This is a genomic window from Streptomyces sp. BK022, from assembly GCF_004217355.1.
GTDB classification, from domain to species: Bacteria; Actinomycetota; Actinomycetes; order Streptomycetales; family Streptomycetaceae; genus Streptomyces; species Streptomyces griseoluteus.
Genome location: NZ_SHKU01000001.1, coordinates 1 through 26,465, shown reverse-complemented (window position 1 = coordinate 26,465; position 26,465 = coordinate 1). Strand labels below are relative to the sequence as shown.

21 protein-coding genes and 1 pseudogene are annotated in these 26,465 nt (G+C 71.2%); 11 read left to right on the top strand and 11 right to left on the bottom strand.

Going from position 1 to position 26,465, the window contains the following annotated elements; translation table 11 throughout:
• Positions 1 to 60: 60 nt before the first annotated feature.
• The 7 genes from EV284_RS00110 to EV284_RS00080 form a co-directional block, all read right to left on the bottom strand.
• The gene (locus EV284_RS00110; protein WP_130329007.1) at positions 61 to 2,238 is read right to left on the bottom strand and encodes a discoidin domain-containing protein; all 2,178 of its coding nucleotides are present in this window, start codon (positions 2,236 to 2,238) and stop codon (positions 61 to 63) included.
• 60 nt (positions 2,239 to 2,298) lie between these two features.
• Positions 2,299 to 3,906 carry an alpha-amylase family glycosyl hydrolase gene (locus tag EV284_RS00105; RefSeq protein WP_130329005.1) on the bottom strand — a complete coding sequence of 536 codons (1,608 nt, stop codon included), beginning with the start codon at positions 3,904 to 3,906 and terminating at the stop codon, positions 2,299 to 2,301.
• A 40-nt stretch (positions 3,907 to 3,946) separates the two neighbouring features.
• A complete protein-coding gene (locus tag EV284_RS00100) occupies positions 3,947 to 4,822 on the bottom strand; it encodes a carbohydrate ABC transporter permease (protein ID WP_130329003.1) in 876 nt (291 codons plus the stop codon).
• A 22-nt stretch (positions 4,823 to 4,844) separates the two neighbouring features.
• The gene (locus tag EV284_RS00095) at positions 4,845 to 5,795 is read right to left on the bottom strand and encodes a sugar ABC transporter permease (RefSeq protein ID WP_130329001.1); all 951 of its coding nucleotides are present in this window, start codon (positions 5,793 to 5,795) and stop codon (positions 4,845 to 4,847) included.
• A gap of 5 nt (positions 5,796 to 5,800) precedes the next feature.
• Entirely contained in the window at positions 5,801 to 7,153 is a 1,353-nt protein-coding gene (locus EV284_RS00090) for an extracellular solute-binding protein (protein ID WP_130328999.1), read from the bottom strand.
• Between the two features lie 120 nt (positions 7,154 to 7,273).
• Positions 7,274 to 8,272 carry a LacI family DNA-binding transcriptional regulator gene (locus tag EV284_RS00085; RefSeq protein WP_207228876.1) on the bottom strand — a complete coding sequence of 333 codons (999 nt, stop codon included), beginning with the start codon at positions 8,270 to 8,272 and terminating at the stop codon, positions 7,274 to 7,276.
• A gap of 107 nt (positions 8,273 to 8,379) precedes the next feature.
• Positions 8,380 to 9,012 (bottom strand): PAS domain-containing protein, encoded by a 633-nt coding sequence (locus tag EV284_RS00080; RefSeq protein ID WP_130328997.1) that lies wholly within the window; start codon positions 9,010 to 9,012, stop codon positions 8,380 to 8,382.
• 241 nt (positions 9,013 to 9,253) lie between these two features.
• On the opposite strand from EV284_RS00080, the gene EV284_RS00075 reads away from it, so the two are divergent.
• The 3 genes from EV284_RS00075 (at position 9,254) to EV284_RS00065 (ending at position 10,858) form a co-directional block, all read left to right on the top strand.
• Positions 9,254 to 9,910: a helix-turn-helix transcriptional regulator gene (locus EV284_RS00075; protein WP_130328995.1), complete on the top strand. Its 657-nt coding sequence runs from the start codon at positions 9,254 to 9,256 to the stop codon at positions 9,908 to 9,910.
• Positions 9,911 to 9,942: 32 nt separating this feature from the next.
• Positions 9,943 to 10,491 (top strand): toxin-antitoxin system, toxin component, encoded by a 549-nt coding sequence (locus tag EV284_RS00070; protein ID WP_130330897.1) that lies wholly within the window; start codon positions 9,943 to 9,945, stop codon positions 10,489 to 10,491.
• Between the two features lie 148 nt (positions 10,492 to 10,639).
• Positions 10,640 to 10,858, top strand: a complete 219-nt coding sequence (locus EV284_RS00065; RefSeq protein ID WP_130328993.1) for a hypothetical protein — start codon at positions 10,640 to 10,642, stop codon at positions 10,856 to 10,858.
• A gap of 7 nt (positions 10,859 to 10,865) precedes the next feature.
• Here the strand turns inward: EV284_RS00065 and EV284_RS00060 are convergent, their stop codons facing one another.
• A complete protein-coding gene (locus tag EV284_RS00060) occupies positions 10,866 to 11,543 on the bottom strand; it encodes a 4'-phosphopantetheinyl transferase superfamily protein (RefSeq protein ID WP_130328991.1) in 678 nt (225 codons plus the stop codon).
• A 269-nt stretch (positions 11,544 to 11,812) separates the two neighbouring features.
• Between EV284_RS00060 and EV284_RS00055 the strand changes: the two genes are divergently transcribed.
• Positions 11,813 to 12,949: an ATP-grasp domain-containing protein gene (locus EV284_RS00055; protein ID WP_130328988.1), complete on the top strand. Its 1,137-nt coding sequence runs from the start codon at positions 11,813 to 11,815 to the stop codon at positions 12,947 to 12,949.
• A 157-nt stretch (positions 12,950 to 13,106) separates the two neighbouring features.
• Positions 13,107 to 14,792, top strand: a complete 1,686-nt coding sequence (locus EV284_RS00050; RefSeq protein ID WP_130328986.1) for a carbohydrate binding domain-containing protein — start codon at positions 13,107 to 13,109, stop codon at positions 14,790 to 14,792.
• A gap of 52 nt (positions 14,793 to 14,844) precedes the next feature.
• On the opposite strand, the gene EV284_RS00045 is transcribed toward EV284_RS00050, so the two are convergent.
• A complete protein-coding gene (locus EV284_RS00045; RefSeq protein ID WP_130328984.1) occupies positions 14,845 to 16,182 on the bottom strand; it encodes a 6-phospho-beta-glucosidase in 1,338 nt (445 codons plus the stop codon).
• A gap of 275 nt (positions 16,183 to 16,457) precedes the next feature.
• On the opposite strand from EV284_RS00045, the gene EV284_RS00040 reads away from it, so the two are divergent.
• A complete protein-coding gene (locus EV284_RS00040) occupies positions 16,458 to 17,870 on the top strand; it encodes a glycoside hydrolase family 16 protein (protein ID WP_130328982.1) in 1,413 nt (470 codons plus the stop codon).
• A 44-nt stretch (positions 17,871 to 17,914) separates the two neighbouring features.
• Here EV284_RS00040 and EV284_RS00035 read toward each other — a convergent pair whose 3' ends face one another.
• A complete protein-coding gene (locus tag EV284_RS00035; protein WP_130328980.1) occupies positions 17,915 to 18,847 on the bottom strand; it encodes a PASTA domain-containing protein in 933 nt (310 codons plus the stop codon).
• Positions 18,848 to 18,962: 115 nt separating this feature from the next.
• Positions 18,963 to 19,868: an AraC family transcriptional regulator gene (locus EV284_RS00030; RefSeq protein ID WP_130328978.1), complete on the bottom strand. Its 906-nt coding sequence runs from the start codon at positions 19,866 to 19,868 to the stop codon at positions 18,963 to 18,965.
• A 144-nt stretch (positions 19,869 to 20,012) separates the two neighbouring features.
• Here EV284_RS00030 and tkt point away from each other — a divergent pair, with 144 nt between their 5' ends.
• The 5 genes and pseudogenes from tkt to EV284_RS00005 form a co-directional block, all read left to right on the top strand.
• Positions 20,013 to 22,088, top strand: coding sequence for a transketolase (gene tkt, locus EV284_RS00025; protein ID WP_130328976.1), 2,076 nt, complete (start codon positions 20,013 to 20,015; stop codon positions 22,086 to 22,088).
• Between the two features lie 34 nt (positions 22,089 to 22,122).
• Positions 22,123 to 23,265, top strand: coding sequence for a transaldolase (gene tal / locus EV284_RS00020; protein WP_130328974.1), 1,143 nt, complete (start codon positions 22,123 to 22,125; stop codon positions 23,263 to 23,265).
• A complete protein-coding gene (gene zwf, locus EV284_RS00015; protein ID WP_207228875.1) occupies positions 23,265 to 24,980 on the top strand; it encodes a glucose-6-phosphate dehydrogenase in 1,716 nt (571 codons plus the stop codon). The genes tal and zwf overlap by 1 nt, the downstream gene beginning before the upstream one ends.
• Positions 24,977 to 25,900 (top strand): glucose-6-phosphate dehydrogenase assembly protein OpcA, encoded by a 924-nt coding sequence (opcA, locus tag EV284_RS00010; RefSeq protein ID WP_130328972.1) that lies wholly within the window; start codon positions 24,977 to 24,979, stop codon positions 25,898 to 25,900. Before zwf ends, opcA begins: the two co-directional genes overlap by 4 nt.
• Positions 25,900 to 26,465 (top strand): annotated as a pseudogene (locus tag EV284_RS00005) (glucose-6-phosphate isomerase); the annotation flags it as partial. The gene opcA and the pseudogene EV284_RS00005, both read left to right, overlap by 1 nt.

The window sequence follows — 26,465 nt, the reverse complement described above, 5'->3', positions numbered from 1 at the left end:
TTCCGGACGCACCGGCCCACTCCCCCGTCGAGGAGCGGACCGGTGCGCGGGCTTCATTCGTCAGGAGGTCTGGTACGCCTCCACCTCGCTGAACTGCCCGGCCGGCCAGCCGGTGTTGCCGGTGACGGTCAGGCGGAGATGGCGGAGGCTGGTGCCGCTCGGGAGGGAGACGGTGACGGTGTTGCCGGTCGCCGGGTCGAAGCGGTAGTCCTTGGCGGCGGCCAGGGTGGTGAAGTTCGAGCCGTCGGTGCTGCCCTGGACGGCGACGGTCTGGGTACGGGCGCCCCACGCCGAGGACGGGGGCAGCTTGAGCACGACGCGGCGGACCGGGTAGGCGGAGCCGAGGTCGGACGTCCAGGACTGCGGGAAGGCGTTGTTGGCCGACTCCCAGTAGGTGTTGGCGTCGCCGTCGGCCGCCTTGCCGGGGGTGTAGACGTCCTGGGAGCCGGTCGCGGTGGCCGGGCGGCCCTTGACCAGGTTGCGGCCCGGGTCCGGCTCGGGGTTGCCCTGGCCGGGCTGGGGCCAGGTCGAGCAGTCCGCCCAGGTGCTGCTCCAGCCGGAGTTGCCCCCGCCGTCGGTGAGCGCGAAGGAGCCGGAGTTCGCCGGGTAGGGGCAGTTGTAGATCCCGGCGACGCCCACCTGGGTGGCGGTGACGTTCCTGAGGGTGGCCGCGCCCTGCGCCTCGGCCTGCACGACCACGGTCCCGGTGTTCTTCACCGTCGCGCCGGTCACGTTGACGTTGCGTACCGGGTAGCCCTGGCCGCCGCCGGAGACGAACTCGAAGGCGGAGTAGGGGCTGTCGGTGATCGTGGTGTCGGTGATGTTGACCGTGGCGTTGATGGCGCTGTCGTAGGAGTCGACGCGCAGCGCGCCCATCGGGTGGTTCCAGTTGGGGTTCAGGGCGCCGGTGCGGACCAGGGTGTTGCCCGAGACCGTGATGGTGCCGGCCAGCGGCGAGAAGGGGTCGAGGAACTTCTGGTTGGAGATGGCGATCCCGCTGCCGAGGGCGTTGGTGTCGGAGACCAGGTTGTTCTTCACCGAGATGTCGGTGCCGCCGTAGATGGCGATGCCGTTGGCGAGGTTGGGCTGCGAGATGGTGTTGTTCTCGAAGCTGGAGTTGCTGTCGGGGGCGTAGAGCGACCACATGGCGAGGGAGTCGTCGCCCTGGTTGCGCAGGAAGTTGTTGCTGACGCGGACCCCGCGGGCGTTGCCGTTGAGGTTGAGGCCGTCGGCGGTGGTGTCGAGGATGCGGTTGTTCTCCACGACCAGGTTGTCGTTGTTGCCCGTCAGCCACAGGCCGACCTTCATGTGCTGGACCCACATGCCGGACACCGACGAGTTGGGGCCGAGCGAGCCGTTGACGAAGTTGTCCGGGCTGGAGTCGACGCGCTCGGTCACCTCGCCGATGACCGCGAAGTCCCGCAGGTGGACGTTGCCCGCGGAGCTCGACTGGTCGATGAAGCGTGAGGTGTGCACGACCGAGTACCAGTGCCCGGCGCCGCGCAGTGTCACGTTCTGCACCCCGCTGAGCGAGGACGTGATCCGGTAGTCGCCCGGTGGAATCCACACCGTGCCGCCCTGCGCGGCCGCGATGGCGTCGCGGAACGCCTGGGTGGAGTCGCCGCCGCCGCTGGGGTCGGCGCCCTTGGAGACGACGGACACCGAACCGGCGGGCTGGGTGGCGGCGGCCGCGGCCTGCTCGAAGTCGGCGACGTCCACCGTGACCTGGGTGCCGGTGGACTCGAAGGCGACCTTGTCGCCCGCCTGGACGTTCTGGCCGAGCAGCAGGCGGGCGTTGTCGAAGAAGTGGTGGTTCTTCGAACCGGGGATCCAGCTCGTGTCGATGTAGCTGTACTTGGAGGTCACGGGCAGCGTCCTGGCGATCCGGGTGCCGTTGACGTAGACCGCGAGCGAACCGGACTGGCCGTCCGGGACGCTGTAGGCGACGTTCACGGCGTTGGCCGCGCGCGGCACGGTGAACTCCACGCGCTGCCCGGAGCTCAGGCGGACGGCCTGCCGTCCGGAGGCCTCCGAGGCGAGGCTGCCCTGGGTGTAGTCGGGGCCGACCTTGCTGCCGGTGGTGCCGGCGGACTCGGCCTCGACGGAGGTGAACGGGAGCGTCGCGCCGGAGGCGGCGTGCGCGGCCGGGGCCACGGCGACCGTCATGCCCGCTGCTAGGGCGACGACGGCGCCCAGGGCGGGCAGGCTCCTGAGGTGTCTTGCGGTGCTGCTGTGCATGTGCTGATCCCTTCAGGGTGGGGGTGCCGGGGATAGCAGGTGCGGGGGTGGGGCGGCGGTTCAGGCGCGCAGCCAGACCGCCGTGTCCTGCGGCAGCCGGCCCGACTCGTCCAGGGGGCCGCTGCTGAGCAGGAGTTCCGCGTGCGCGGGCAGTTCGGCGGCGGTGGCGGCGAGGTTCACCACGCACAGGGCGCCGTCGGAGCGGGCGAAGGCGAGGACGCCCTCGGGGGCGGGGAGCCAGGTCAGCGGGCCCTCGCCGAACGCGGGACGGGTGGCGAGCGCCGCGCGGTACAGGGTGAGCATGGAGTGCGGGTCGCGCTCCTGCCGGTCGGCCGCGTACGCCGCCCAGTCCGCCGGCTGCGGCAGCCAGGGCTCCTCGCGCGAGCCGAAGCCCGCGTGGGGGGCGTCGGCGGACCAGGGCAGCGGGACCCGGCAGCCGTCGCGGCCGGGGTCGGTGCCGCCGGAGCGGTGGTGCATCGGGTCCTCGATCCGGTCCACCGGGATGTCCGCCTCGGGCAGGCCCAGTTCCTCTCCCTGGTACAGGTACACCGAGCCGGGCAGGGCGAGGGAGAGCAGGGCGGCGGCGCGGGCGCGGCGGGTGCCGAGCGCGAGGTCGGTGGGGGTGCCGAACGCCTTGGCCGCGAAGTCGAAGCCGGTGTCGGCGCGGCCGTAGCGGGTGACGGTGCGGGTGATGTCGTGGTTGCAGAGCACCCAGGTGGCGGGGGCGCCTACGGGGGCGTGCTCGGCGAGGGTGGAGTCGATGGCCGCGCGCAGCCGGTCCGCGTCCCAGGGGCAGGACAGGAAGGCGAAGTTGAAGGCGGTGTGCAGCTCGTCGGGGCGGAGATAGCGGGCGAAGCGCTCGGCGTCGGGGAGCCAGACCTCGCCGACGAACACCCCGCCGTACTCGTCGGCGACCGCGCGCCAGGAACGGTAGACGTCGTGCAGTTCGTCGCGGTCGACGAAGGGGTGGGGGTCGGGGGCACCGGCGAGGTCGGGCAGGTCGGGGTCCTTGGCGAGCAGGGCGGCGGAGTCGATGCGGACGCCCGCGACACCGCGCTCGAACCAGAAGCGCAGGATGTCCTCGTGCTCGCGGCGCACGGCGGGGTGGGCCCAGTTGAGGTCGGGCTGTTCGGGGGTGAACAGGTGCAGGTACCAGTCGCCGTCGGGCAGCCGGGTCCACACCGGTTCGGTGGAGCCGACGAACTGCGACGGCCAGTCGTTGGGCGGGAGCTCGCCGTGCGCGCCGCGTCCGGGGCGGAAGTGGAACAGTTCGCGCTCGGGGCTGCCGGGCCCGGCGGCGAGCGCGGCCCGGAACCAGGGGTGCTGGTCGGAGACGTGGTTGGGCACGATGTCGACGATGGTGCGGATGCCCAGCTCACGGGCCTCGGCGATGAGCTTCTCGGCCTCGGCGAGGGTGCCGAAGGCCGGGTCGACGGTGCGGTAGTCGGCGACGTCGTAGCCGCCGTCCTTCATCGGGGACAGGTACCAGGGGTTGAACCACAGTGCGTCCACGCCGAGTTCGGCGAGGTAGGGCAGTCGGGCGCGGACCCCGGCGAGGTCGCCGGTGCCGTCGCCGTCGCCGTCCGCGAAGCTGCGCACGTACACCTGGTAGATGACGGCCGAGCGCCACCAGTCGGCCTGCCTGCGGGCATGGCTGGGCTGTGCCACGGTGCGTGCCCTTTCTGTCGAGTCTGTCGAGGGGGCCGGGTCAGCCCTTGGTGCTGCCCGCGCTGATCCCGGCGATGATGTGCCGCTGGAACACCAGGAAGAGCGCCACCATGGGGATGCTGGCGATCACCATGGCCGCGACGAGCACGGTGAGCTGGATGTTCTGCGACAACTGGACGAGGGCCACACTGATGGGCTGCTTGTCGGTGTCGGAGAAGACCATCAGCGGCCAGAGGAAGTCCTGCCAGACGGCGACCAGCGCGAAGATGGAGACCACGCCGAGCACCGGGCGGGACATGGGCAGCACGACCGACCAGAGGGTGCGCAGCTTCCCCGCGCCGTCGATCTCGGCGGCCTCCAGCACATCGCGGGGCAGCTGGTCGAAGAACCGCTTGAGCAGGTACAGGTTGAAGGCGTTGGCGACGGCCGGCAGCCAGATGCCCAGCGGGTCGTTGAGCAGGCTGGTGTGGATCAGCGGCAGGTCGGCCGCGGTCAGGTACTTCGGCACGACGAGCGCCTGCGCCGGGACCATCAGGGTGGCGAGGATGCCGCCGAGGACCACGTTGCCGAAGGCGGGCTTCAGCTTGGACAGCGCGTAGGCGGCGGCCGTGCAGAACACGAGCTGGAAGGCCCAGGCACCGGCGGCCTGCACCACGGTGTTCCACAGGTGCTGCGGGAGCTGCATCAGGTCCCAGGCGTCGGTGTAGCCGTCCAGGTGCCAGTGCTCGGGGGCCAGGGTGGGCGGGGTACGGGCGATCTCGTCCGGGGACTTCATCGCGCCGGACGCCATCCAGTACACCGGGAACAGGAAGGCGAGCGCGAAGAGGACGACGACGGCCCCGAACACCGTCCAGTACAGGGCCCGCCCGCGCGGACGGGCGAGGGTGGCCGGGGAGATGAGGGTGCGGGTGCTCACGCGCCCTCCTCGGTACGGGTGTTCATGCGTCCCCCTCGCCGCGGGTGAGCCGGAGGTAGAGGGCGGAGAAGGCGCCGAGCAGTACCAGCAGCATCGTGCTGAGGGCGCAGGCCCCGCCGAAGTCGTTGTAGAGGAAGGCGTACTTGTAGATCAGGTAGAGCACGGTCACGGTCGCGCTCTCCGGACCGCCTCCGGTGATCACGAAGGGCTCGGTGAACACCTGCATGGTGGCGATGATCTGGAGGAGCATCAGCATCAGGATCACGAACCGCGTCTGCGGGACCGTGACGTGCCGGACGCGCTGGATCAGGTTGGCTCCGTCGAGTTCGGCGGCCTCGTACAGCTCGCCGGGGATGGACTGGAGGGCGGCGAGGTAGATGAGGACGGTGCCGCCGAGGTTGGCCCAGGTCGCCACGATCACCAGGGAGATCAGCGCGGTGTCGGTGCCGTTGGACCAGTTCGAGGTGGGCAGGTGCAGGGCGCGCAGGGTCTCGTTGGCGAGGCCGGCGCCGGGGTCGTAGAACCACTTCCACAGCAGGGCGCTGACCACCGGCGGGATCATCACCGGGAGGTAGACCACGACCCGGAAGAAGGCCTTGGCGTGCCGGAGTTCGTTCAGCACGAGGGCGAGCACGAAGGGGACGGCGAAGCCGATGAGGAGGGCGAGCACGGTGAAGGTGAGGGTGTTGCGCCAGGCCGCGCCGAACTCTGGATCGTGCAGGACCCGGCGGAAGTTGGCGGTGCCGACCCATTCGGGCGCGGAGCCCGGGGTGTAGCGCTGGAAGGCGATGACGACGGCGCGGATCGCCGGGTACCAGGAGAACAGGGCGAAGCAGAGCAGGCCGCCGAGGAGGAAGCCGTAGGCACGGACCTGGTCGGCGAGCGCCCGGCGGCCCCGGCCGCCGCCCGCCGGGGACGGGGGCGGGGCCAGGGGGGCGGCGGCAGCGGGGAGCCGCTCGGCCGTCTTGGTCATGGTGGTCAGCCCCGCGCCAGGATGCTGTCGATCTTGCCGTCGGCGTCCTTGAGCAGCTGGTCGACGTCCGCGTCCTTCTTGGTGAGGACGGCGGAGACGACCCCGTCGAGCACCGAGTAGATCTGCTGGGCGTGCGGCGGCTCGATCTTCATGTCGAGGCTCTGGTTGCCGTCCAGGAACGACTGGTAGTTCTCCACCGGGACGTTGGCGTTGGCCTTCTTGACCTGCTGGTCCTTGGCGTCGGCGGCGCCGGTGAACAGGCGCGGCTCGGGCAGTCCCACGGGCGCGTCGTTCTTCTTGGCGCGGGCGTAGTCGCCGAGGAAGCCGTCTCCGGGAGTGAGGAACATGTGGTCGAGCCACTTCAGGCCGGCGCGGATCTGGGCGGGGCTCGCCTTCTTGTTGAACATGTAGCCGTCGCCGCCGATGAGCGTGCCCTTGCCGCCGGGCATCGGGGCGAGCGCCAGGTCCTTGTACGAGCCGCCCTTCTCCTTCACCAGGATCGGGATGTTGTCCGGCGCCGAGAGGTACATGCCGAGCTTGCCCGAACCCATCATCTGCTGGGCGTCGTTGATGACGAGGAGCTGCTTGCTGCCCATGGAGTCGTCCGCCCAGCGCATGTCGTGCAGGTTCCGCAGCACGGCGTGGCCCTCGGGGGTGTCCACGGTGGCCTTCTTGCCGTCGGCGCTGACGACGTCGCCGCCCTGGGAGTACAGCTCCGCCGTGAAGTGCCAGCCGCCCTGGTTCTGGGCGCTGTAGTCGGCGTATCCGACGGTGCCGTCGCCCAGTCCGGCGATCTTCTTGGCGGCGGCGCGCACCTCGTCCCAGGTGGCCGGGGGCTTGTCGGGGTCGAGGCCGGCCTTCTCGAACAGGGCACGGTTGTAGATCAGCCCCATGGAGTAGCCGGTGCGCGGGATGCCGTAGACCTTGCCGTCGACGGTGTAGATGTCCCGGAGCTGCTTCTGGATGCTGTCGTAGCTCTTGAGCTCCTTGACGTACGGGGTGAGGTCGGCGGCCTGGTGGATGTCGACCACATGCCGGGCGTCGGTGAAGTAGGTGTAGAACACGTCCTCCATCTGGCCGCCGGCGAGCTTGGCGTCGAAGGTCTTGGGGTCCTGGCAGGGGAAGGCGTCGTGGGCGGCCACGTCGATGTCCGGATGGGCCTTCTCGAAGGAGGCGATGTCCTCCTCGAAGAACCGGCGGTCGACCTTGGCGCTCTTGGGCGGCTCGCAGTTGACGGTGATGCGGGTCTTGCCGCCCGCCGAACTGTCGTCGTCCGAGCCGCAGGCTGCTGCGGTGAGGGCGAGGGAGGAACAGACGCCGATCGCGGCGACGGTGCGGCGGAACCCGGTGCTTCTCATCGGTGGACCCCTCAAGGCAGGAGCGGTGGGCGCCGCACACTCAAGCACCGACGACACCTGGCCGCAAGATGTCGCGCAGAATCTGTAATTATTTGACAGCTAGACGGTTCCTCGGAGCGCTCAGTCGCGCGGCGCTTGCGCGGTGGAGCCCCGGACCACCAGCTCGGGCTCGAACAACAGCTCCTCGGCGGGGACGGCGGTGCCGCCGATCTGGGCGTTCAGCAGTTCCACGGCCGCCCGCCCCATGGCCTCGATCGGCTGGCGGACGGTGGTGAGCGGGGGCTCGGTGCAGTTCATGAAGGCCGAGTCGTCGTAGCCGACCACGGAGATCCGCCCCGGCACGTCGAGTCCCTTGCGGCGGGCGGCCCGCACCGCGCCGAGGGCGAGCGGGTCGCTGGCGCAGATGATGCCGGTGACACCCCGGTCGATGAGCCGGGAGGCGGCGGCGTGGCCGCCCTCGATGGAGAAGATGGCGCGGGCCACATGGGCGTCCGGCAGATCCCCGGCCAGCGCTCGGGCGGCGGCGAGCTTGCGGGCGGAGGGGACGTGGTCGGCGGGGCCGAGGACCAGACCGATGCGTTCGTGGCCGAGGGAGGCGAGATGGCGCCACGCCTGCTCGACGGCGACCGTGTCGTCGCAGGAGACGGCGGGGAAGCCGAGGTGCTCTATGGCCGCGTTGACCAGTACGACCGGGATGCTCCGGTCCGCGAGGCGGCGGTAGTGGTCGTGGGGGGCGTCGGCCTGCGCGTACAGCCCGCCGGCGAAGACGACGCCGGAGACCTGCTGCTGGAGGAGGAGTTCGACGTAGTCGGCCTCCGAGACGCCGCCCTTGGTCTGGGTGCAGAGCACCGGGGTCAGCCCGAGCTGGGCGAGCGCACCCCCGATGACCTCGGCGAACGCGGGGAAGATGGGGTTCTGGAGTTCCGGCAGGACCAGGCCGACCAGCCGGGCGCGCTCGCCGCGCAGCTGGGTGGGGCGCTCGTACCCCAGGACGTCCAGGGCGGTGAGGACCGACTGCCGGGTGGCGTCGGAGACTCCGGGCTTGCCGTTGAGCACCCGGCTGACCGTGGCCTCGCTGACCCCGACCTTCTTCGCCACTTCCGCAAGTCGTCGCGTCATGCGCGCAAGGGTAGCGCAAGCTACGCAAGCAGCTTGCGTAAGTGTGCGGCGGGTGCGGATGACCCGGCGCCGTCGATGACCTGAACACCGACGGGGCCGGGCCGGGTCTACGGGGTGGGGACGACCATCAGGTGGGCGCGCCGGCCTGCGGCGGACGGCTGCCGGGGGATCATCGTCAGGCGCCGGTGGCCCAGGTCGCGCAGCAGGGGCGGGGTCTCGTCCACCACCCGGCACTCGGCGGTGCCCCGGCGCGGATCGGGGTGGTGCAGCAGGCGTACCGCGCCGTCGAGCCGGGCCGCGCTCTCGCCGACCGCGTGTATCCAGTGCGGCAGCCCCTGCCGGTAGGCGGCCTCCATGATCGGGTCGTGGGCCACGTCCCGGCGTATCGCCTGGAGTTCGTGGTCGTGGCCGTACCCCTCCATCGCGGTCTTGAGCTGGGCCAGCATCGGCAGGCACCAGGCCGGCTCGTGCTCGCCGAGCACCCGGCCCGCGTCGGGGTGGAAGAGGACGAAGCGCAGGAAGTTGTCGCCGGGCATCGCGGTGGGGTGGTGGCGCACCTCTCCGAAGAGGGTGGCGAAGGCGTCGTTGGCCAGAACGACGTTCCAGCGGTGGTCCACGACGAGCGAGGGGAACGGGGCAGCCTCCACCACGGCGGCGTAGTCGTCCAGATACTCCCGCGCCTCACAGCTCTCGGGGACGGACCGGGATACCGGCCGCCGCCCTCCCGCCTGATGTGCCATCGGGTGGTCACCCCTCTTGCCTTGGCCGCCTGCACGCGGCGCTGCGATCCTGCTGCTCCGACAAGAGCCGTGTCAACTATCGTGGCATTTCATGCCTGTTGACGGCTGAAATTCGCCACAGTTGTGGCGAGACCTGGATGCGAGTTCGAACCACGGGCTACTCTCCGGGATGTTCACGGCGGCCGGGGGTGACAAGCGCGCCCGCTCTCGCGCGGCCCCAAGAGACGTAGGAGTTCTGTCGGTGACGGATGGCTACGGGAATACGGGCGCCGCGGCGACCGCTCAGCTTCCGGCCGTCGTCGCCCGCGTCACCGCGCTCGCCGACCGCCTCGGCGTCCCGCACCCCGAGGTGTTCGACACCGCCCGGCTCTCGGTCGGCAGCGGGGTCCCGGAGCCCGTCGTCAAGGCGCTGCTCACCGGCCGCCCGGCCGGTGAACCGGACGTGCAGGCCCGCTTCCTGCAACGGCTGGACCTGCTGCGCCGCACCCGGCTCAAGCCCGGCGGGCGCAGATACACCCAGCAGGAGATCGCGGACGGCGCCGGCATGTCCCGGCAGCAGGCCGGGGCCCTGATCAACGGCGACCGGCGCCCCACGATGGAGCACTGCGACGCGCTCCAGCGGTTCTTCCACGTACACGCCGGTTTCCTCACCGCGGAGGACCCCGAGGCGCTCGCGGGCGTCCTCCAGCACACCGAGCAGGAGCTGCTCCAGAAGCTGGCCGACCGGGAGAGGGCCGCCTCAGGGACGGCGCAGGACCCGCTGGAGCGACTGCTCCAGGACCACGGGGTGCGCGGGATCGCCTGGCGTGCCGCCCAGCTCCCCACCGACCAGCACCGCGACAAGGTGGCGGAGTGGCTGGACATGCTGCTGGAGAGCGTCCGGCAGCCGGGGTCGTGATCGGGATGGGGTCCAAGAACATCGCCAGGGGGATGCGGCGGCTGTGCGCCGAACTCGTCGGCCAGTTGGACCGGCGGCCCGCGCCGGTGCCGCCCGAGGAGCTGTACCGCTCGCTGTGCTCGGCGATGAGCCGCAGGCGCGGCCGCCCGGTGCACTTCCGTACGTCGGTCTTCCCGCCCGGCACGGCCAGCGGGCTGTGGGTGGACATGAGCGACCGGGATCTGGTCGTGGTGGAGGAACGGACCGCACCCGACCACCAGTTGGTGATCCTCGGCCATGAGCTGTGGCACATGCAGACCGACCACGTCGCCCACCGGGTCGACGGTCTCGGCATGGGCGTGGCCACCCGGCTGCTGGCGGACGACACCGACCGGGACGCGCTGCGGGCGGCCGTGCACCGGGTCGCCGCGCGTACCCGGTTCGACCAGGACGAGGAGCGGGACGCCGAGACCTTCGGCCTGCTGCTGGCCAGCAAGTGCCGTACCAGGATGCGGGGTTCGTCGTTGAGCGGCCCGGTCCGCCGGGACGACGTGGCGGGGCGCATCGGTACGTCGCTGGGATATCCGGGGCCGCAGGGCTGAGGCGCCCTGGGCCGTACGGGCGACCCCGGGCGACCTTGAGCCGGCTCGTTGTCAGTGGGGGGCGGCAAGCTGGAACCCTGCGTGCCGCGAGGGGCGGTGCGCGGCGCCAGCGTGCGTGAACCGTGCCGCCGACCGGGGAGCCCGACCGATGCCGACCGCCGTACTGACCGACCGTGAGCGCACCGCCGTACAGGCGTATCTCCGGCTGCTGCACACCGTGCGCGCCACCCTGGACGGCCCGCCGGGCGCGGTCCCGGCGATGGTGCCGCCGACCGTACTGGCCGAGGCCGAACGGGCGCTGGCCGGAGCGGGGCTGACGGGGAACGAGGACGAGTTCTTCGAGCTGCTGCGCGCCTGGTGCCCGTAGGCCCGGATCAAGGCGCCGGTACGGTGACCGCCGTCAGGACCAGCCCGTCGCCGGTGCGCCAGCGGCCGTCGAGTCCGGTCAGGCGGGCGTCGCCCGCCACGGGGCCCGGCACCAGCAGCCGGGCGTGGAAGGTGCCCCGGTCGTCATGCGTGGGGACGAGGTCGATGTCGGCCTCGGAGAAGTCCAGCCAGGCGCGGGTGAGCGGGAACCACGCCTTGTAGACGGACTCCTTGGCGCTGAACAGCAGCCTGTCCCAGTGCACACCGGGCCGGGCTGCGGCCAGCGCCCGCTGGCGGTCGCGTTCGGCGGGCAGGGAGACGGATTCGAGGACTCCCTCGGGCAGCGGTTCGTGCGTCTCGGCGTCGATGCCGAGCGAGGCGAGGTCACCGGTGCGGGCCAGGGCCGCGCACCGGTAGCCGTCGCAGTGGGTCATGCTGCCGAGCAGGCCGTCGGGCCAGACGGGCGCGCCGCGTTCGCCGGTCGGCACGGCGGCGGGCGCCCGGCCGAGTTTCTCCATCGCGCGCCGGGCGCAGACCCGCGCCGAGGTGAATTCCAGGCGCCGCTTGGCGACCGCGCGGTCCACCAGCGCCCGCTCCTCGGGGAAGAGCGCGGTGTCCGGGTCGTCGTCGGGGACGCCGTACGATTCCACGGCGACCACCGTGTCCGGCAGCAGCTCCTCGATCACCCGGTACCCGACCTCCCACGACAGTGCGGTGCGGCACCACGACAGCACATCGCCTCGGGCGCGGGCAAGAGCGGCCCTCTTCCGGTGCCGACGCGCCCGGCGAATCCGTAACACGCGCGTTGCACGGACCACTCCGCGCAGGCCGTATGATCGCCCCATCACACGCTGCCCAACACCCCTTTTCCCAGGGCGGTTTGGTGACCCTTCCTTCCTCCTGTCCGGGCGCGGACCGCTGAGTCCTGCCCGAAAACCCCCGAAAGGCGGCCCGCATGGTCTCTCGCGTACGCGTATGGCTCAACCGCACGTACGCGGAGAACGTGTTCTTCATGGATCAGCTGCGGAGAAACCCGAGCGACCGCGCCGTGGAGATCCACGCGACGCACGGCGACCCGGACTCCCCCGTGCTGGCCGCCGCCGACACCGCCGCGCTGGAGCCGGACGGGCTGTCCCCGGCCGGATACGTCGAATACGCGCTCGACCAGTGCGCCCGGCGTGGCATCGATGTCTTCGTGCCCCGGCTGCACCAGGCGGCGATCGTGGCGCACCGCGCCGACTTCACAGCGGTGGGTACGGCCCTGCTGGCGCCGACGCCCGAGGCGGTGGCGGTGTTCGAGGACAAGGTGACCGCGTACGAGGCGGTCAGCTCGGTGGGCGTGCCCGTGCCGCCGTGGTTCCGGGTCCGCACGGCGGACGAACTCCTCTTGGCTGTCGATGAGTTGGAGGCGGCCGGACACCGGGCGTGCCTGAAGCCCGCCTCCGGTGCGGGCGGGGTCGGTTTCCGGATGATCACCCGCTCGCCCTTCTCGCTGGCCCATCTGAGCGGCTTCCCGAGCCCGTATGTGCAGCTCGACCTGGCGGTGTCGGCGCTGCGGGAGGCCGAGGAGCCGGTGGACCTGCTGGTGATGCCGAGGCTGGAGCAGCCGGAGGTGTCGGTGGACTGCCTGACCGGACCCGACAACCGGGTCCGGCTGATGGTGGGCCGCACCAAGAACGGCCGACGGCGCGGCTTCACCCTGGACGAGCGCTGGCTGGAGCCGGCCCGGCTGATCGCGGAGGGCTTCGGGCTGCACTACCTGTCCAACATCCAGTTCCGCATGCTGGGTGACCGGCCGGTACTGCTCGACGTCAACACCCGTGCCGCCGGCGGGCTGCACCAGCTCTCCCTGTGCGGGGTCAACGCCCCGTGGGCCGCTGTGCAGCTGGCGCTGGGCGAGGACCCCGGCAGGGTCGAGCCGCCGTTCCTGGGCCAGGACTACGCGGTGGTCTCCGGGCCGCGCCCGCTGGGCCCGCCGACGCTCACCGAGCAGGGGCCCGAGGAGGCGGAGGTGTGCCTGCCCGCGCCCACCGCCCCGCTCGCCGCGTCCGCCGCCGCGGCGGCGGGAGCCGGAGCCGCGCTGCCGCTGTAGCACCCGTCACCATCCCGGTATGGACCAATCCCGCGCTGTCCCTTGACAGTTGGATTGGTCCATACCACTTTGGGGGGCGCACTCTCCGCAGGCTCGTTCCGGCACTTCCCGCACCCCGGTGCACTCCCGAACGCCCCCATACCATCAGGGAGATCGCGTGCGACACATTCTCGGGCGTCCCAGACGCCGGCTTCTCGCCCTGGTCGGCACCGCCGCCCTGGCCCTCGGCGGGGCCGTCGCCCTGCCGGGCACCGCCGAGGCGGCCAACGTGCTCACCAACCCCGGCTTCGAGTCGGGTGGCCTGTCCCCGTGGAGCTGTTCCGGCAACCTCGGCTCGGTCGTCTCCTCCCCTGTGCACGGCGGCTCCAAGGCGCTCCAGGGAGCGGTGAGTTCGAGCGACACCGCGCAGTGCGCGCAGACGGTCGCGGTGAAGCCGAACACCGCCTACACCCTCAGCGGATGGGTCCGCGGCTCGTACGTCTACCTCGGCGTGGACGGCGGCGCCTCGACCTGGACCTCGTCCCCGTCGGCTTACAGCCAGCTCAGCGTCTCCTTCACCACCGGCGCCTCGCAGACCAGCGCGACCGTGTACGTGCACGGCTGGTACGCGCAGGGCTCCTACCAGGCGGACGACATCAGCCTGGACGGACCGGGCGGCGGCGGCACCGGTGACACCCAGGCGCCGAGCACACCGGGCGGCCTCACCTCGACCGGCAAGACCTCGAACAGCGTCTCGCTGCAGTGGAACGCGGCCACCGACAACGTGGGCGTCACCGCGTACGACATCTACAGCGGCTCCAACCAGGTGCTCAGCGTCTCCGGGACGTCGGCCACGGTCAGCGGGCTCTCCCCGAGCACCGCGTACACCTTCACCGTGAAGGCGCGGGACGCGGCCGGGAACAGCTCCGGCGCCTCCAACTCCGTCTCGGTGACCACCAACGCGGGCTCGGGCGGCGGCACCGGATTCAAGCAGGCCGCGCCGTACCTCTACGAGGGCTGGGGCGACCCGCCGAACCCGGCGACGGTGATGAACGCGACCGGGGTGAAGTGGTTCACCATGGCGTTCGTGCTGGACTCCGGCGGCTGCAACCCGGCGTGGGACGGCAGCCGGCCGCTCACCGGCGGGGCGGACCAGACCGCGATCAACCAGATCCGCTCGGCGGGCGGTGACATCGTGCCGTCGTTCGGCGGTTGGCAGGGCAGCAAGCTCGGCGCCAACTGCTCCTCGGCGAGCGCCCTGGCCGGCGCGATCCAGAAGGTGATCAACGCCTACTCGCTGAAATCGATCGACATGGACATCGAGAACACGGACGAGTTCGAGAACGAGGCCGTGCAGGCGAAGATCCTCACCGCGCTGAAGACGGTCAAGGCGAACAACCCCGGCCTGAAGACCATCGTCACCTTCGGCACCACGACCACCGGCCCGACCTACTACGGCAACCGGCTCATCGAGCAGGCCAAGTCGATCGGTGCCGACATCGACGTGTTCACGATCATGCCGTTCGACTTCGGCGGCGGCTCGGACATGTACGGCAACACGGTGAACGCGGCGGAGGGCCTGAAGGCCAAGCTGAAGTCGACCTTCGGCTGGGACGACGCGACCGCCTACTCCCACATCGGCATCTCCGGCATGAACGGTCTCTCCGACCAGCAGGAGAACACCACGCCGGAGATCTGGACCAAGATCCGCGACTGGTCCAACTCGCACCACATCGCCCGGCTCGCCTACTGGGCGGTCAACCGGGACCGGCCGTGCGCCGGCGGGGGTGTGGTGAGCAACTGCTCCGGTATCAACCAGAGCACCTGGCAGTTCACCTCGATCACGGCCGGCTTCACCGGCTGAGTGCCGCAAGCCCCGCGTGGGGGCCGCTCGGCGGAGCGGCCCCCACGTGTGTTCACTTCAGATACGCCAGCTCCGGGTGAGCCGCGGTGTAACCGTCGACCAGCCGGCGGGCCACGTTGACCGAGTCAACAAGCGGATGCAGCGCGAACGCCTTCACAGCCGTCTCCCGCGATCCCGACTCGGCGGCGGCCAGCACCTCCCGCTCGACCGCCTTGACCGAGCAGACCAGCCCGGTGGCGTGTCCCGGCAGCGGATCGGTGGCCAGCGGGTGCGCGCCGTCCGCGCCGACCAGGCAGGGCACCTCGATCACGGCGCCCGCGTCCAGCGCGGTGAGCGTGGAGCGGTTGCGGACGTTGAGGATCAGGGTGGTGCGTTCGTCGCGGGCGACGGCCCGCATCAGGGCGAGCGCCACCTGCTCGTAGCCGCCCGCCAGATCCTCCTCCTCGCGCTCCCCGGCCCCGGCGCTCTCCCGGTTCTCCGCCATGTACGTCGCCTCGCGCTCGGCGCGGGTGTCCTCCCAGGCCCGCAGCGCCGACCCGCCGGGGCGCAGCGCGTCGGTGTAGAACCGGGACTGCTGGTCGCGCAGGAAGGCGCCGCGGGTCGACTCGGCCTCCTGGTAGGCGCGTACGGTCTCGCGGTTGAAGTAGTAGTAGTGCAGGTACTCGTTGGGGATCGCGCCGAGGGAGCGCAGCCACTCGGGGCCGAACAGCCGCCCCTCCTCGAAGGAGCCGAGCCGGTCGGGGTCGGCCAGCAGGCGCGGCAGTTCGTCACGTCCGGCGACGCGCAGGCCGCGTACCCAGCCGAGGTGGTTGAGGCCGACGTAGTCGACGAACGCCTCCGCCGGGTCGGCGCCGAGGGCACGGGCGACACGGCGGCCGAGGCCGACCGGGGAGTCGCAGATGCCGATGACCCGGTCGCCCAGGTACCGGGCCATGGCCTCGGTGACCAGTCCGGCCGGGTTGGTGAAGTTGATGACCCAGGCGTCGGGCGCGAGCCGGGCCACCCGCCGGGCGATGTCGACGGCGACGGGCACGGTCCGCAGCCCGTACGCGATACCCCCCGCGCCCACCGTCTCCTGCCCGAGCACCCCCTCGGCCAGCGCCACCCGCTCGTCCTCGGCCCGCCCGCGCAGCCCGCCGACCCGGATCGCGGAGAACACGAAGTCGGCCCCGCGCAGGGCGTCGTCGAGATCGGTGGTCGCCCGTACGGCGGGTGCGTCCGGGACCCCGTCCGCCTGCTCGGCCAGCACCCGCGTCACCGCGTCCAGCCGCCCGGCGTCGACGTCGTGCAGGACGACCTCGGTCACCCGCCCCGCGCCCCGGTCGCCCAGCAGCGCGCCGTACACGAGCGGCACCCGGAACCCGCCGCCCCCCAGAATCGCCAGCCTCATGCCTCACCCTTTCCGGCCCGCCTGGTCCGATCATGGCATGCGTCGACGCGGGGCCGGAGGTCCGGAAGATCGCCCCGGCCACGTCCTGCCGAGCACGCGGCCCGCACCGTCAACCACGCCTTCGGACTGTGAACTCCCCAGCCCGGTAAGGACTTTATCTGCTTCAACCCTTGACGCCCGCAGGACCGGGGAGCACATTGTGCGCACCTTGAGAGCGCTCTCAAAAGGCTCTCGGGGTCCCCGCACCCCATCCCCGTACCCCGGAAGGCACCCCCATGAGTGAAACCTCCGGCACCTCCCCGGCCGGCGGCAGACGCCGGCGTTCCGTCCGGCGGGCGCTGGTCGCCGCCCTCGGCACGCTGGGGCTCGCGGCCGCGGCCGCGGTGGCCGGCGTCGCGCCCGCCGACGCGTCCGCCCCGGCGCCGCCGTCCGGCTGGACCCAGGTGTTCCTGGACGACTTCAACGGCTCGGCGGGCTCCGGCGTCAACACCGCCAACTGGCTCTACGACACCGGTACGTCGTATCCGGGCGGCGCCGCCAACTGGGGCACCGGCGAGGTCGAGACGATGACCAACAGCACCAGCAACGTCGCGCTCGACGGCAACGGCAATCTGCAGATCACCCCGCGCCGCGACTCCTCAGGCCGCTGGACCTCGGGCCGCATCGAGACCAACCGCACCGACTTCCAGCCTCCGGCGGGCGGCAAGCTGCGGGTGCAGGCGCGCATCCAGATGCCGAACGTCACGGGTGCGGCGGCCAAGGGCTACTGGCCGGCCTTCTGGGCCCTGGGGGCGCCCTACCGGGGCAACTACCAGAACTGGCCGGGCGTCGGCGAGCTGGACATCATGGAGAACGTCCAGGGCCTGAACACCGTCTGGTCCACGTTCCACTGCGGCACCAACCCCGGCGGCCCGTGCAACGAGACCACCGGCGTCGGCAACTCCACGGCCTGTCCCGGCAGCACCTGCCAGTCCGCGTTCCACACCTACGCGATGGAGTGGGACCGCTCGACCTCGGTCGAGGAGATCCGCTTCTACGTCGACGGGGTCAACCTGCACACCGTGCGGGCGAACCAGTTCGACGCCACGACCTGGAACAACGCCACGAAGCACGGCTACTTCCTCATCCTCAACGTGGCGATGGGCGGCGGCTTCCCCGGGGCCTTCGGCGGCGGTCCCTACGCCGACACCGACCCGGGCCACCCCATGACCGTGGACTACGTCCAGGTGCTCCAGTCCGGCAGCGGCGGCGGCACCACTCCCCCGCCCTCCGGCAACCGCGACGCCTACGGCACCGTCCAGGCCGAGTCCTTCGACAGCCAGTCCGGCGTGACCACCGAGACCACCACGGACTCCGGCGGCGGCCAGAACCTCAGCTATGTCTCGAACGGCGACTGGGCCCAGTACAAGGGCGTCGACTTCGGCTCGACGCCCGCCACCCAGTTCAAGGCCCGCGTCGCCAGCGGGGCGGCGTCCGGGGTGGGCGGCCTGGTCGAGGTACGGCTCGACAGCCGTTCCAACTCCCCCGTCGGCAGCTTCGCCCTCTCCGGCACCGGCGGCTGGCAGAACTGGCAGACGATCCCGGCCAACATCAGCGGGGTCACCGGCACCCACGACGTCTACCTCACGTTCAGCAGCGGCCAGCCGGCCGACTTCGTGAACGTGAACTGGTTCACCTTCACGCACTGACGCGAGCGGGCGGCGCCGGGCACGAGGTCCGGCGCCGCCGGCCGTCAGTAGTTCCAGCGGTTCCGGCTGCCTTCGCCGCGGCAGTGGATCAGCCGGCCGTTCCCCGCGTGGGTGGAGCGGCCGACGTCCGCGTTGCGGCAGAACTGGCCCGCATTGTAGCAGTTTCCGGCGTTCGACCTGATCTCGCAGGTGGTGCCGGCGCTTCCGCCGGAAGATCCACCGGTGGAGGAGCCCGCCGAGGAGGACCCGCCGGACGAGCCGGAAGACCCGCCGCTGCCGTTGTCCGCCGCGACCGGCGGCGTGTAGTCCGGGTCGTTGGCCCTGTCCTTGTACGTCCCCGTCGCCGCCGGGCACCCGCTCTTCGTCAGCCACAGCGTGACATCCCGGTCGCCCACGACCTTCGTTCCCGCGTCCGGCGACTGGAAGCACACCTTCCAGCCGTCGTGCCCGGCGGGCACCCGCTCGTCCCGGTAGGACGCCCTGACGGAGATCTCACCCTTCGTCACCCTGCCGACCGCGGTGGCGGCGGCCGAGTAGGTACGTCCGATCACCCCCGGCATCGTCGGCCACGGGATGGGGCCGCCGTCCGCCTTGGGGCACGGCGCCCCGGACGCGACGGCCCCGAAGTCGACGCTGTCGCGCCCGTACTTCTCGAAGCAGACCGTCCAGTCGTCCGCCGGGGACGCGTCCTTCTCGCTCGCGTCGTGCGCGGCGACGCGGTAGCCGCGCTCCTTCGCGACCCCGGTCGCGGAGCCGACCGTGCTGTCCACCTGGCTCTCCATCAGGGCGGGCGTCGCCGTGACGGTCGCGGTGACCGTCACCGTGGGGCCCGGCTTGACGGCCGCGGCCGCCTTCTCGTCGTCCCCGCCGCCGCATCCGGTGACGAGGGCGCATATCAGCACCCCGGCCCCGATGCCCTTCAGCCATGCCGTGCGCGCGCCCCGGACCGGCACCTGCGATCGTCCCGGACGATTCATGAGTCCCCCCTGTGCTCTCCCACACCATGCGTGTGCGAGACCCGTGAAGAGTCCGGGAAGTTGCCTTCACAACCGAAGCGACACCGGACCGTGACACGGAGGTGAGGACGACGCGTCAGCTCAGCTCCGCCCGGAACCCGACCGGCGTGACTCCGGTGTGCAGATGGAAGAACTTGGAGAAGTTGGCCGCGTCCGGGAAACCGATCGCGGCGCCGACCCGGCCGATGGGCATGTCGGTGTGGGCGAGGAGGCGCTTGGCCTCCAGGATGACGCGTTTGTCGATGAAGCCCTTCGGGGTCTGGCCGGTGGCGGCGCGGACCGCGCGGACGAGGGTGCGGCGGGAGTAGCCGAGCGCGTCGGCGTAGGCGTTGACGCTGTGGTTGGAGTGGAAACCGCGCTCCACCGCGTCCCGGAACAGGGTGAAGGTGGTGTCCGCCTGGCTCCGGGTGGCCTCGGCGGAGCTGGCCGCGAGGTGGGCGAGGCGGAGCAGGAACGCGGTGAGGCTGTGCCGCAGGACGGCGGTGTGCAGGCTGAGCGGCAGGGTCTCGGTGTCCTCGTACTCGCGGCCGAGCTGGGCGAGGGAGTCCCGCAGCGCGGCGCGCTGCGCCGGGCCGGGGTGCAGCAGCGGAGGCAGGTCGTACCGGTAGAGCCCGGTCGCCTCGACGGTGGAGCGGGGCAGGAAGCCGGGCTGCATGGTCAGCACGGTGCCCCGGTACCGGCTGGTGCGGGAGAAGCGGTGCACCTGGCCGGGACGGATCCAGAGCACGTCACCCGCGCCGGCCTCGTACTCGGCGAAGTCGATCATGTGCCGGACCGGCCCCTCGGTGAACAGCATCACCACGTGGAAGTCGATGCGGTGGACCCGGTCCAGCGGGGCATCCGCATGCCAGGTGCGGTCCTCACCCATGGCGCCGACCTGCATGCCGACACCGCCCACGGCCAGCTCGGTCGGGAAGGGGAAGGTCCTGATCCCGTCACCGTCCGTGCCGCGACCCACACCTTGAGGCGATCTGTCCGCCATGTTCGATTTGCCGTTCCTATCAAGCGATCGGTGTCCCAGATTCACCACAGGCTGACACACCCCGACCTTTCCGCGAAAAAGTCAGACTTTTAAGTTTGAACGCGTTTGATCAGCATCCCTGCTTCTGAAGAGGACTTCTTGAAGATGAGCACGCAGACACCCGAGAGCTTCGAGTGGACCGATCTCGACCGCCGTGCCGTCGACACGGCCCGGCTTCTCGCGGCCGATGCGGTGCAGAAGGTCGGCAACGGCCACCCCGGCACCGCGATGAGCCTCGCGCCTGCCGCGTACACGATCTTTCAGAAGGTGATGAAGCACGACCCGGCCGACCCCGAGTGGACCGGCCGTGACCGCTTCGTGCTCTCCCCCGGTCACACCTCGCTGACCCTCTACACCCAGCTCTTCCTCGCCGGGTACGAGCTGGAGCTGGACGACCTCAAGGCCTTCCGCACGCAGGGCTCCAAGACGCCCGGCCACCCCGAGTACGGGCACACCGCCGGTGTGGAGACCACCACCGGCCCGCTCGGCCAGGGTGCCGCCAACGCGGTGGGCATGGCGATGGCCGCCCGCTACGAGCGCGGTCTCTTCGACCCGGAGGCCCCCGAGGGCACCTCCCCCTTCGACCACATGATCTGGGCGATCGTCTCCGACGGCGACCTGGAGGAGGGCGTCTCCTCCGAGGCGTCCTCGCTCGCCGGCCACCAGAAGCTCGGCAACCTCGTCTTCCTCTACGACGACAACCACATCTCCATCGAGGGCGACACCGAGACCGCCTTCTCCGAGGACGTCCTGAAGCGGTACGAGGCGTACGGCTGGCACACCCAGCGCATCGAGCCCACCGCCGAGGGCGACGTGGACGTCCCGGCGCTGCACGCCGCGCTGGAGGCCGCCAGGGCCGAGACCGGCCGCCCCTCCATCATCGCCATGCGCACGATCATCGCGTGGCCCGCGCCGACCGCCCGGAACACCGAGGCGTCCCACGGCTCCGCCCTGGGCGACGAGGAGATCGCGGCCACCAAGCGCGTCCTCGGCTTCGACCCGGAGCAGACCTTCGAGGTCTCCGACGAGGTCCTGCGCCACGCCCGCCGCGCCCTGGACCGGGGTGCCGAGGCGCACGCCGCCTGGGACAAGAAGATCGCCGAGTGGCGCACCGCCCAGCCCGAGCGCGCGGAGCTGTTCGACCGCGTCTCCAAGGGCGAGCTGCCCGAGGGCTGGCAGGACGCGCTCCCGGTGTTCGAGGAGGGCAAGTCCGTCGCCACCCGTGCCGCGTCCGGCAAGATCCTCCAGGCGCTCGGCCCGGTGCTGCCCGAGCTGTGGGGCGGCTCGGCCGACCTCGCCGGCTCCAACAACACCACGATCGACAAGACCAGCTCCTTCCTGCCGAAGGGCAACCCGCTGCCCGAGGCGAACCCGTACGGCCGTACCGTCCACTTCGGCATCCGTGAGTTCTCCATGGCCGCAGAGATGAACGGCATCGCGCTGCACGGCAACACCCGCATCTACGGCGGCACCTTCCTGGTGTTCTCCGACTACATGCGCAACGCCGTCCGCATGTCGGCCCTGATGCAGCTCCCGGTCACCTATGTGTGGACCCACGACTCCATCGGCCTCGGCGAGGACGGCCCGACCCACCAGCCGGTCGAGCACCTGGCCTCGCTGCGCGCGATCCCGGGCCTGAACGTGGTCCGCCCGGCGGACGCCAACGAGACCGCCATCGCCTGGGCCGAGATCCTGAAGCGGCACGCCACCGACCCGGCCCCGCACGGTCTCGCCCTCACCCGTCAGGGCGTACCGACGTACGCTCCGAACGAGGACGCGGCCAAGGGCGGCTACGTCCTCGCCGACTCCTCGACCGAGGTCCCGGAGGTGATCATCATGGCGACCGGCTCCGAGGTCCAGCTCGCCATGGCCGCCCGTGAGGCCCTGGAGGCCGAGGGCACCGGCACGCGCGTGGTGTCCATGCCGTGCGTGGAGTGGTTCGACCAGCAGCCCGCCGCCTACCGCGAGAGCGTCCTGCCGGCCGCCGTGAAGGCGCGCGTCGCCGTCGAGGCGGGCATCGGCCTGACCTGGTACCGCTATGTGGGTGACGCCGGCCGCATCGTCTCCCTGGAGCACTTCGGCGCCTCCGCCGACGCGAACGCCCTGTTCGCCGAGTACGGCTTCACCCCCGAGAACGTCGCCGCCGCCGCCCGCGCCTCGCTGGCCGCCGCGCGCGCCTGATCCCCCGCGACACAGAATTACGCGACGAAGAAAGATGAGCACTGTGACCGAAGCAATCAGCACCCCCGGAGCCCTCAAGCGTCTCGCCGACGAGGGCGTGTCGGTGTGGCTGGACGACCTGTCGCGCAAGCGGATCACCTCGGGCGACCTGGCCGCCCTCGTGACGGACGGCGGCGTCGTCGGCGTCACCACCAACCCGTCGATCTTCCAGGCCGCCATCGGCTCCGGCGAGGGGTACGAGGAGCAGCTCACCGACCTCGCGGAGCGCGGTGTCACGGTCGACGAGGCCGTGCGCATGATGACGACCGCCGACGTGCGCGACGCGGCCGACGTGCTGCGCGGGGTGTACGACGCCACCGAGGGCCGCGACGGCCGGGTCTCCATCGAGGTGGACCCCCGTCTGGCCCACAACACGCTCGCCACGGTCGCCGAGGCCAAGCAGCTCTTCTGGCTGGTCGACCGCCCCAACGTGATGATCAAGATCCCGGCCACCGAGGCGGGCCTCCCGGCCATCACCGAGGTCATCGGCCTGGGCATCAGCGTCAACGTGACCCTGATCTTCTCCCTGGAGCGCTACCGCGCCGTCATGGACGCCTACCTGGCGGGCCTGGAGAAGGCCAGGGAGCGCGGCCTGGACCTGTCCGAGATCCACTCGGTGGCGTCCTTCTTCGTGTCCCGCGTCGACTCCGAGATCGACAAGCGCCTGACCGCGCTCGGCACCGAGGAGGCCCTCGGCCTGAAGGGCCGCGCGGCCCTCGCCAACGCCCGTCTGGCCTACGAGGCGTACGAGGAAGTCTTCTCCTCCGCCCGCTGGCAGGCGCTGACCGGCACCGGCGCCAACAAGCAGCGCCCGCTGTGGGCCTCCACCGGCGTGAAGGACCCGGCGTACAAGGACACCCTGTACGTGGACGAGCTGGTCGCCCCCGGCACCGTCAACACCATGCCCGAGGGCACGCTCAAGGCCACCGCCGACCACGGTGACATCACCGGCGACACGGTGACCGGCCGCTACGAGCAGGCCCGCGCCGACCTCGCCGCCGTGGAGAAGCTGGGCATCTCCTACGACGAGGTCGTCCAGCAGCTCGAGGACGAGGCCGTCGCCAAGTTCGAGGCGGCCTGGCTGGAGCTGCTGGGCGCCGTGACCGAGTCCCTGAAGAGCAAGGGAGTGGACGCGTAATGACGAGCAAGTCAGGCGAGCCGAAGGCGGCGGCCAAGGCCGCGCCCGAGGCCGAGCCGAAGGCGGAGCCGAAGGCGGAGCCGAAGCCGGCCGCCGCCGAGGCGGAGCCCAAGGCGCGCAGGACGCGGACCAAGGCGAAGCCCGCCGCGGTCCGCGAGGCCGAGGACATCAGGGTCCCGGTCACGCCGGCCGCCGAGTGGGACAACCCGCTGCGCGACCCCCAGGACCGCCGGCTGCCCCGTATCGCGGGGCCGTCGGGCCTGGTGATCTTCGGTGTCACCGGCGACCTGTCGCGCAAGAAGCTGATGCCGGCCGTCTACGACCTGGCCAACCGCGGTCTGCTGCCGCCGGGCTTCTCCCTGGTGGGCTTCGCCCGCCGCGACTGGGAGGACCAGGACTTCGCGCAGGTCGTCCACGACGCGGTCAAGGAGCACGCGCGGACGCCGTTCCGCGAGGAGGTCTGGCAGCAGCTCGCCGAGGGCATGCGCTTCATCCCCGGTGACTTCGACGACGACATCGCCTTCGACCAGCTCAAGGAGGCCGTCGACGAGCTGGACGCCTCCCGCGGCACGGGCGGCAACTTCGCGTACTACCTCTCGGTGCCGCCGAAGTTCTTCCCGAAGGTCGTCCGGCAGCTCAAGAAGCACGGGCTGGCGGACGCCCCCGAGGGCTCCTGGCGCCGCGCGGTCATCGAGAAGCCGTTCGGCCACGACCTGGAGAGCGCGCACGAGCTGAACAAGGTCGTGCACGAGGTGTTCGAGCCGGACCAGGTGTTCCGGATCGACCACTACCTGGGCAAGGAGACCGTCCAGAACATCATGGCGCTCCGGTTCGCCAACCAGATGTACGAGCCCATCTGGAACCGCTCCTACGTGGACCACGTGCAGATCACGATGGCCGAGGACATCGGCATCGGCGGCCGCGCGGGCTACTACGACGGCATCGGCGCCGCCCGTGACGTGATCCAGAACCACCTGCTCCAGCTCATGGCGCTCACCGCCATGGAGGAGCCGATCGCGTTCGACGCGGACTCGCTGCTCACCGAGAAGCTGAAGGTCCTGAAGTCGGTCCGCCTCCCGGACGAGCTGGGCGAGCACACCGTGCGCGGCCAGTACGCGGCCGGCTGGCAGGGCGGCGAGAAGGTCGTCGGCTACCTCGACGAGGACGGCATCGACCCCAAGTCGAAGACCGACACCTACGCGGCGCTGAAGCTGGAGATCGACAACCGCCGCTGGGCGGGCGTGCCGTTCTACCTGCGCACCGGCAAGCGGCTGGGGCGCCGGGTCACCGAGATCGCGGTCGTGTTCAAGCGCGCCCCGCACTCGCCGTTCGACTCCACCGCCACGGAGGAGCTGGGCCAGAACGCGATCGTCATCCGCGTCCAGCCGGACGAGGGCATGACCGTCCGCTTCGGCTCCAAGGTGCCGGGCACGTCGATGGAGATCCGGGACGTGTCGATGGACTTCGCCTACGGCGAGTCCTTCACCGAGTCCAGCCCCGAGGCGTACGAGCGGCTGATCCTCGATGTGCTGCTCGGCGACGCCAACCTGTTCCCGCGCACCCAGGAAGTGGAAGAGTCCTGGAAGATCCTCGACCCGATCGAGCGCTACTGGAGCGAGCACGGCACGCCGGCGCAGTACGCGTCCGGAAGCTGGGGACCCGAGGAAGCGGACGAGATGCTCGCACGAGACGGACGGAGCTGGCGCAGGCCATGAAGATCGACCTGACCGACACCACGGCAAGCAAGATCAACAAGGCGTTGGTGGAGGGCCGCCGCGCCATCGGCACCCCGGCTGTGGGCATGGTCCTGACGATGGTCATCGTCACGGACGAGGAGAACGCCTACGACGCCCTCAAGGCGGCCGGGGATGCCTCGCACGAGCACCCCTCGCGCACCCTGGTCGTCATCAAGCGCCACGCCCGCCTGCGCGACCGCACCACCTCCCGGCTCGACGCCGAGGTCCGGGTCGGCTCCGAGGCCGGCGCCGGTGAGACGGTCGTGCTGCGCACCTACGGCGAGGTGTCCGACCACGCCGACTCGGTGGTGCTGCCGCTGCTGCTCCCGGACGCGCCGGTGGTGGTCTGGTGGCCGGTGAACGCCCCCGAGGCCCCCGCGAAGGACTCCCTCGGCGCGCTCGCCCAGCGCCGGATCACCGACCTGTACGCGGTGGACAACCCGCTGGAGGTGCTGGACACCCGTGCCCGCACCTACGCGCCGGGCGACACCGACCTGGCCTGGACCCGGCTCACCCCGTGGCGCTCGATGCTCGCGGCCGCGCTGGACCAGGCGCGGGTCAAGGTGACGTCGGCCGCCGTGGAGGCGGAGGAGGACAACCCCAGCGCCGAGCTGCTCGCGCGCTGGCTGGAGGCCCGTCTGCACGTCAAGGTGGACCGCGTCGTCTCCGAGGGCCCGGTGGTCACCGCCGTGCGGCTCGGCACCGACGAGGGCGAGATCGTCATCGACCGCCCCGAAGGCCCCCTCGCCACGCTGACCCTGCCGGGCCAGCCGCCGCGCACCCTGGCCCTGAAGGTCCGCCCGACCTCGGAACTGATCGCCGAGGAGCTGCGCCGCCTCGACGCGGACGAGATGTACGCCGTCGCCCTGACCGGCGAGGCACTCAAGGAGAACGCCTGATGTCCGACGCATCGTCAGACACCCCCAAGCTCACCCGGCGCCCCGAGTGGACGGCCCTGGCCGACCACCGCGCCGGCGGGCAGCCGCACCTGCGCGAGCTGTTCGACGCCGATCCCGGCCGGGCCGAGCGTTACGTCGTCCGGGTGGGCGACCTGCACATCGACTACAGCAAGCACCAGGTCACCGACGAGACCCTGGCCCTGCTCCAGGAACTCGCCGTCGCCACGGATGTGTTCGGGCAGCGGGACGCGATGTTCCGCGGTGAGCGGATCAACACGACCGAGAACCGGGCGGTGCTGCACACGGCGTTGCGCGCGCCTCGGGACGCGGTGGTCGAGGTGGACGGGGAGAACGTGGTCCCGGCCGTGCACGCGGTGCTGGACAAGATGAGCGGTTTCGCCGACCGGGTCCGTTCGGGTGAGTGGACGGGTCACACGGGTAAGCGGATCCGCAACATCGTGAACATCGGCATCGGTGGTTCGGATCTGGGTCCGGCGATGGCGTTCGAGGCGCTGCGTGCCTTCACGGACCGTGATCTGACGGTGCGGTTCGTGTCGAACGTGGA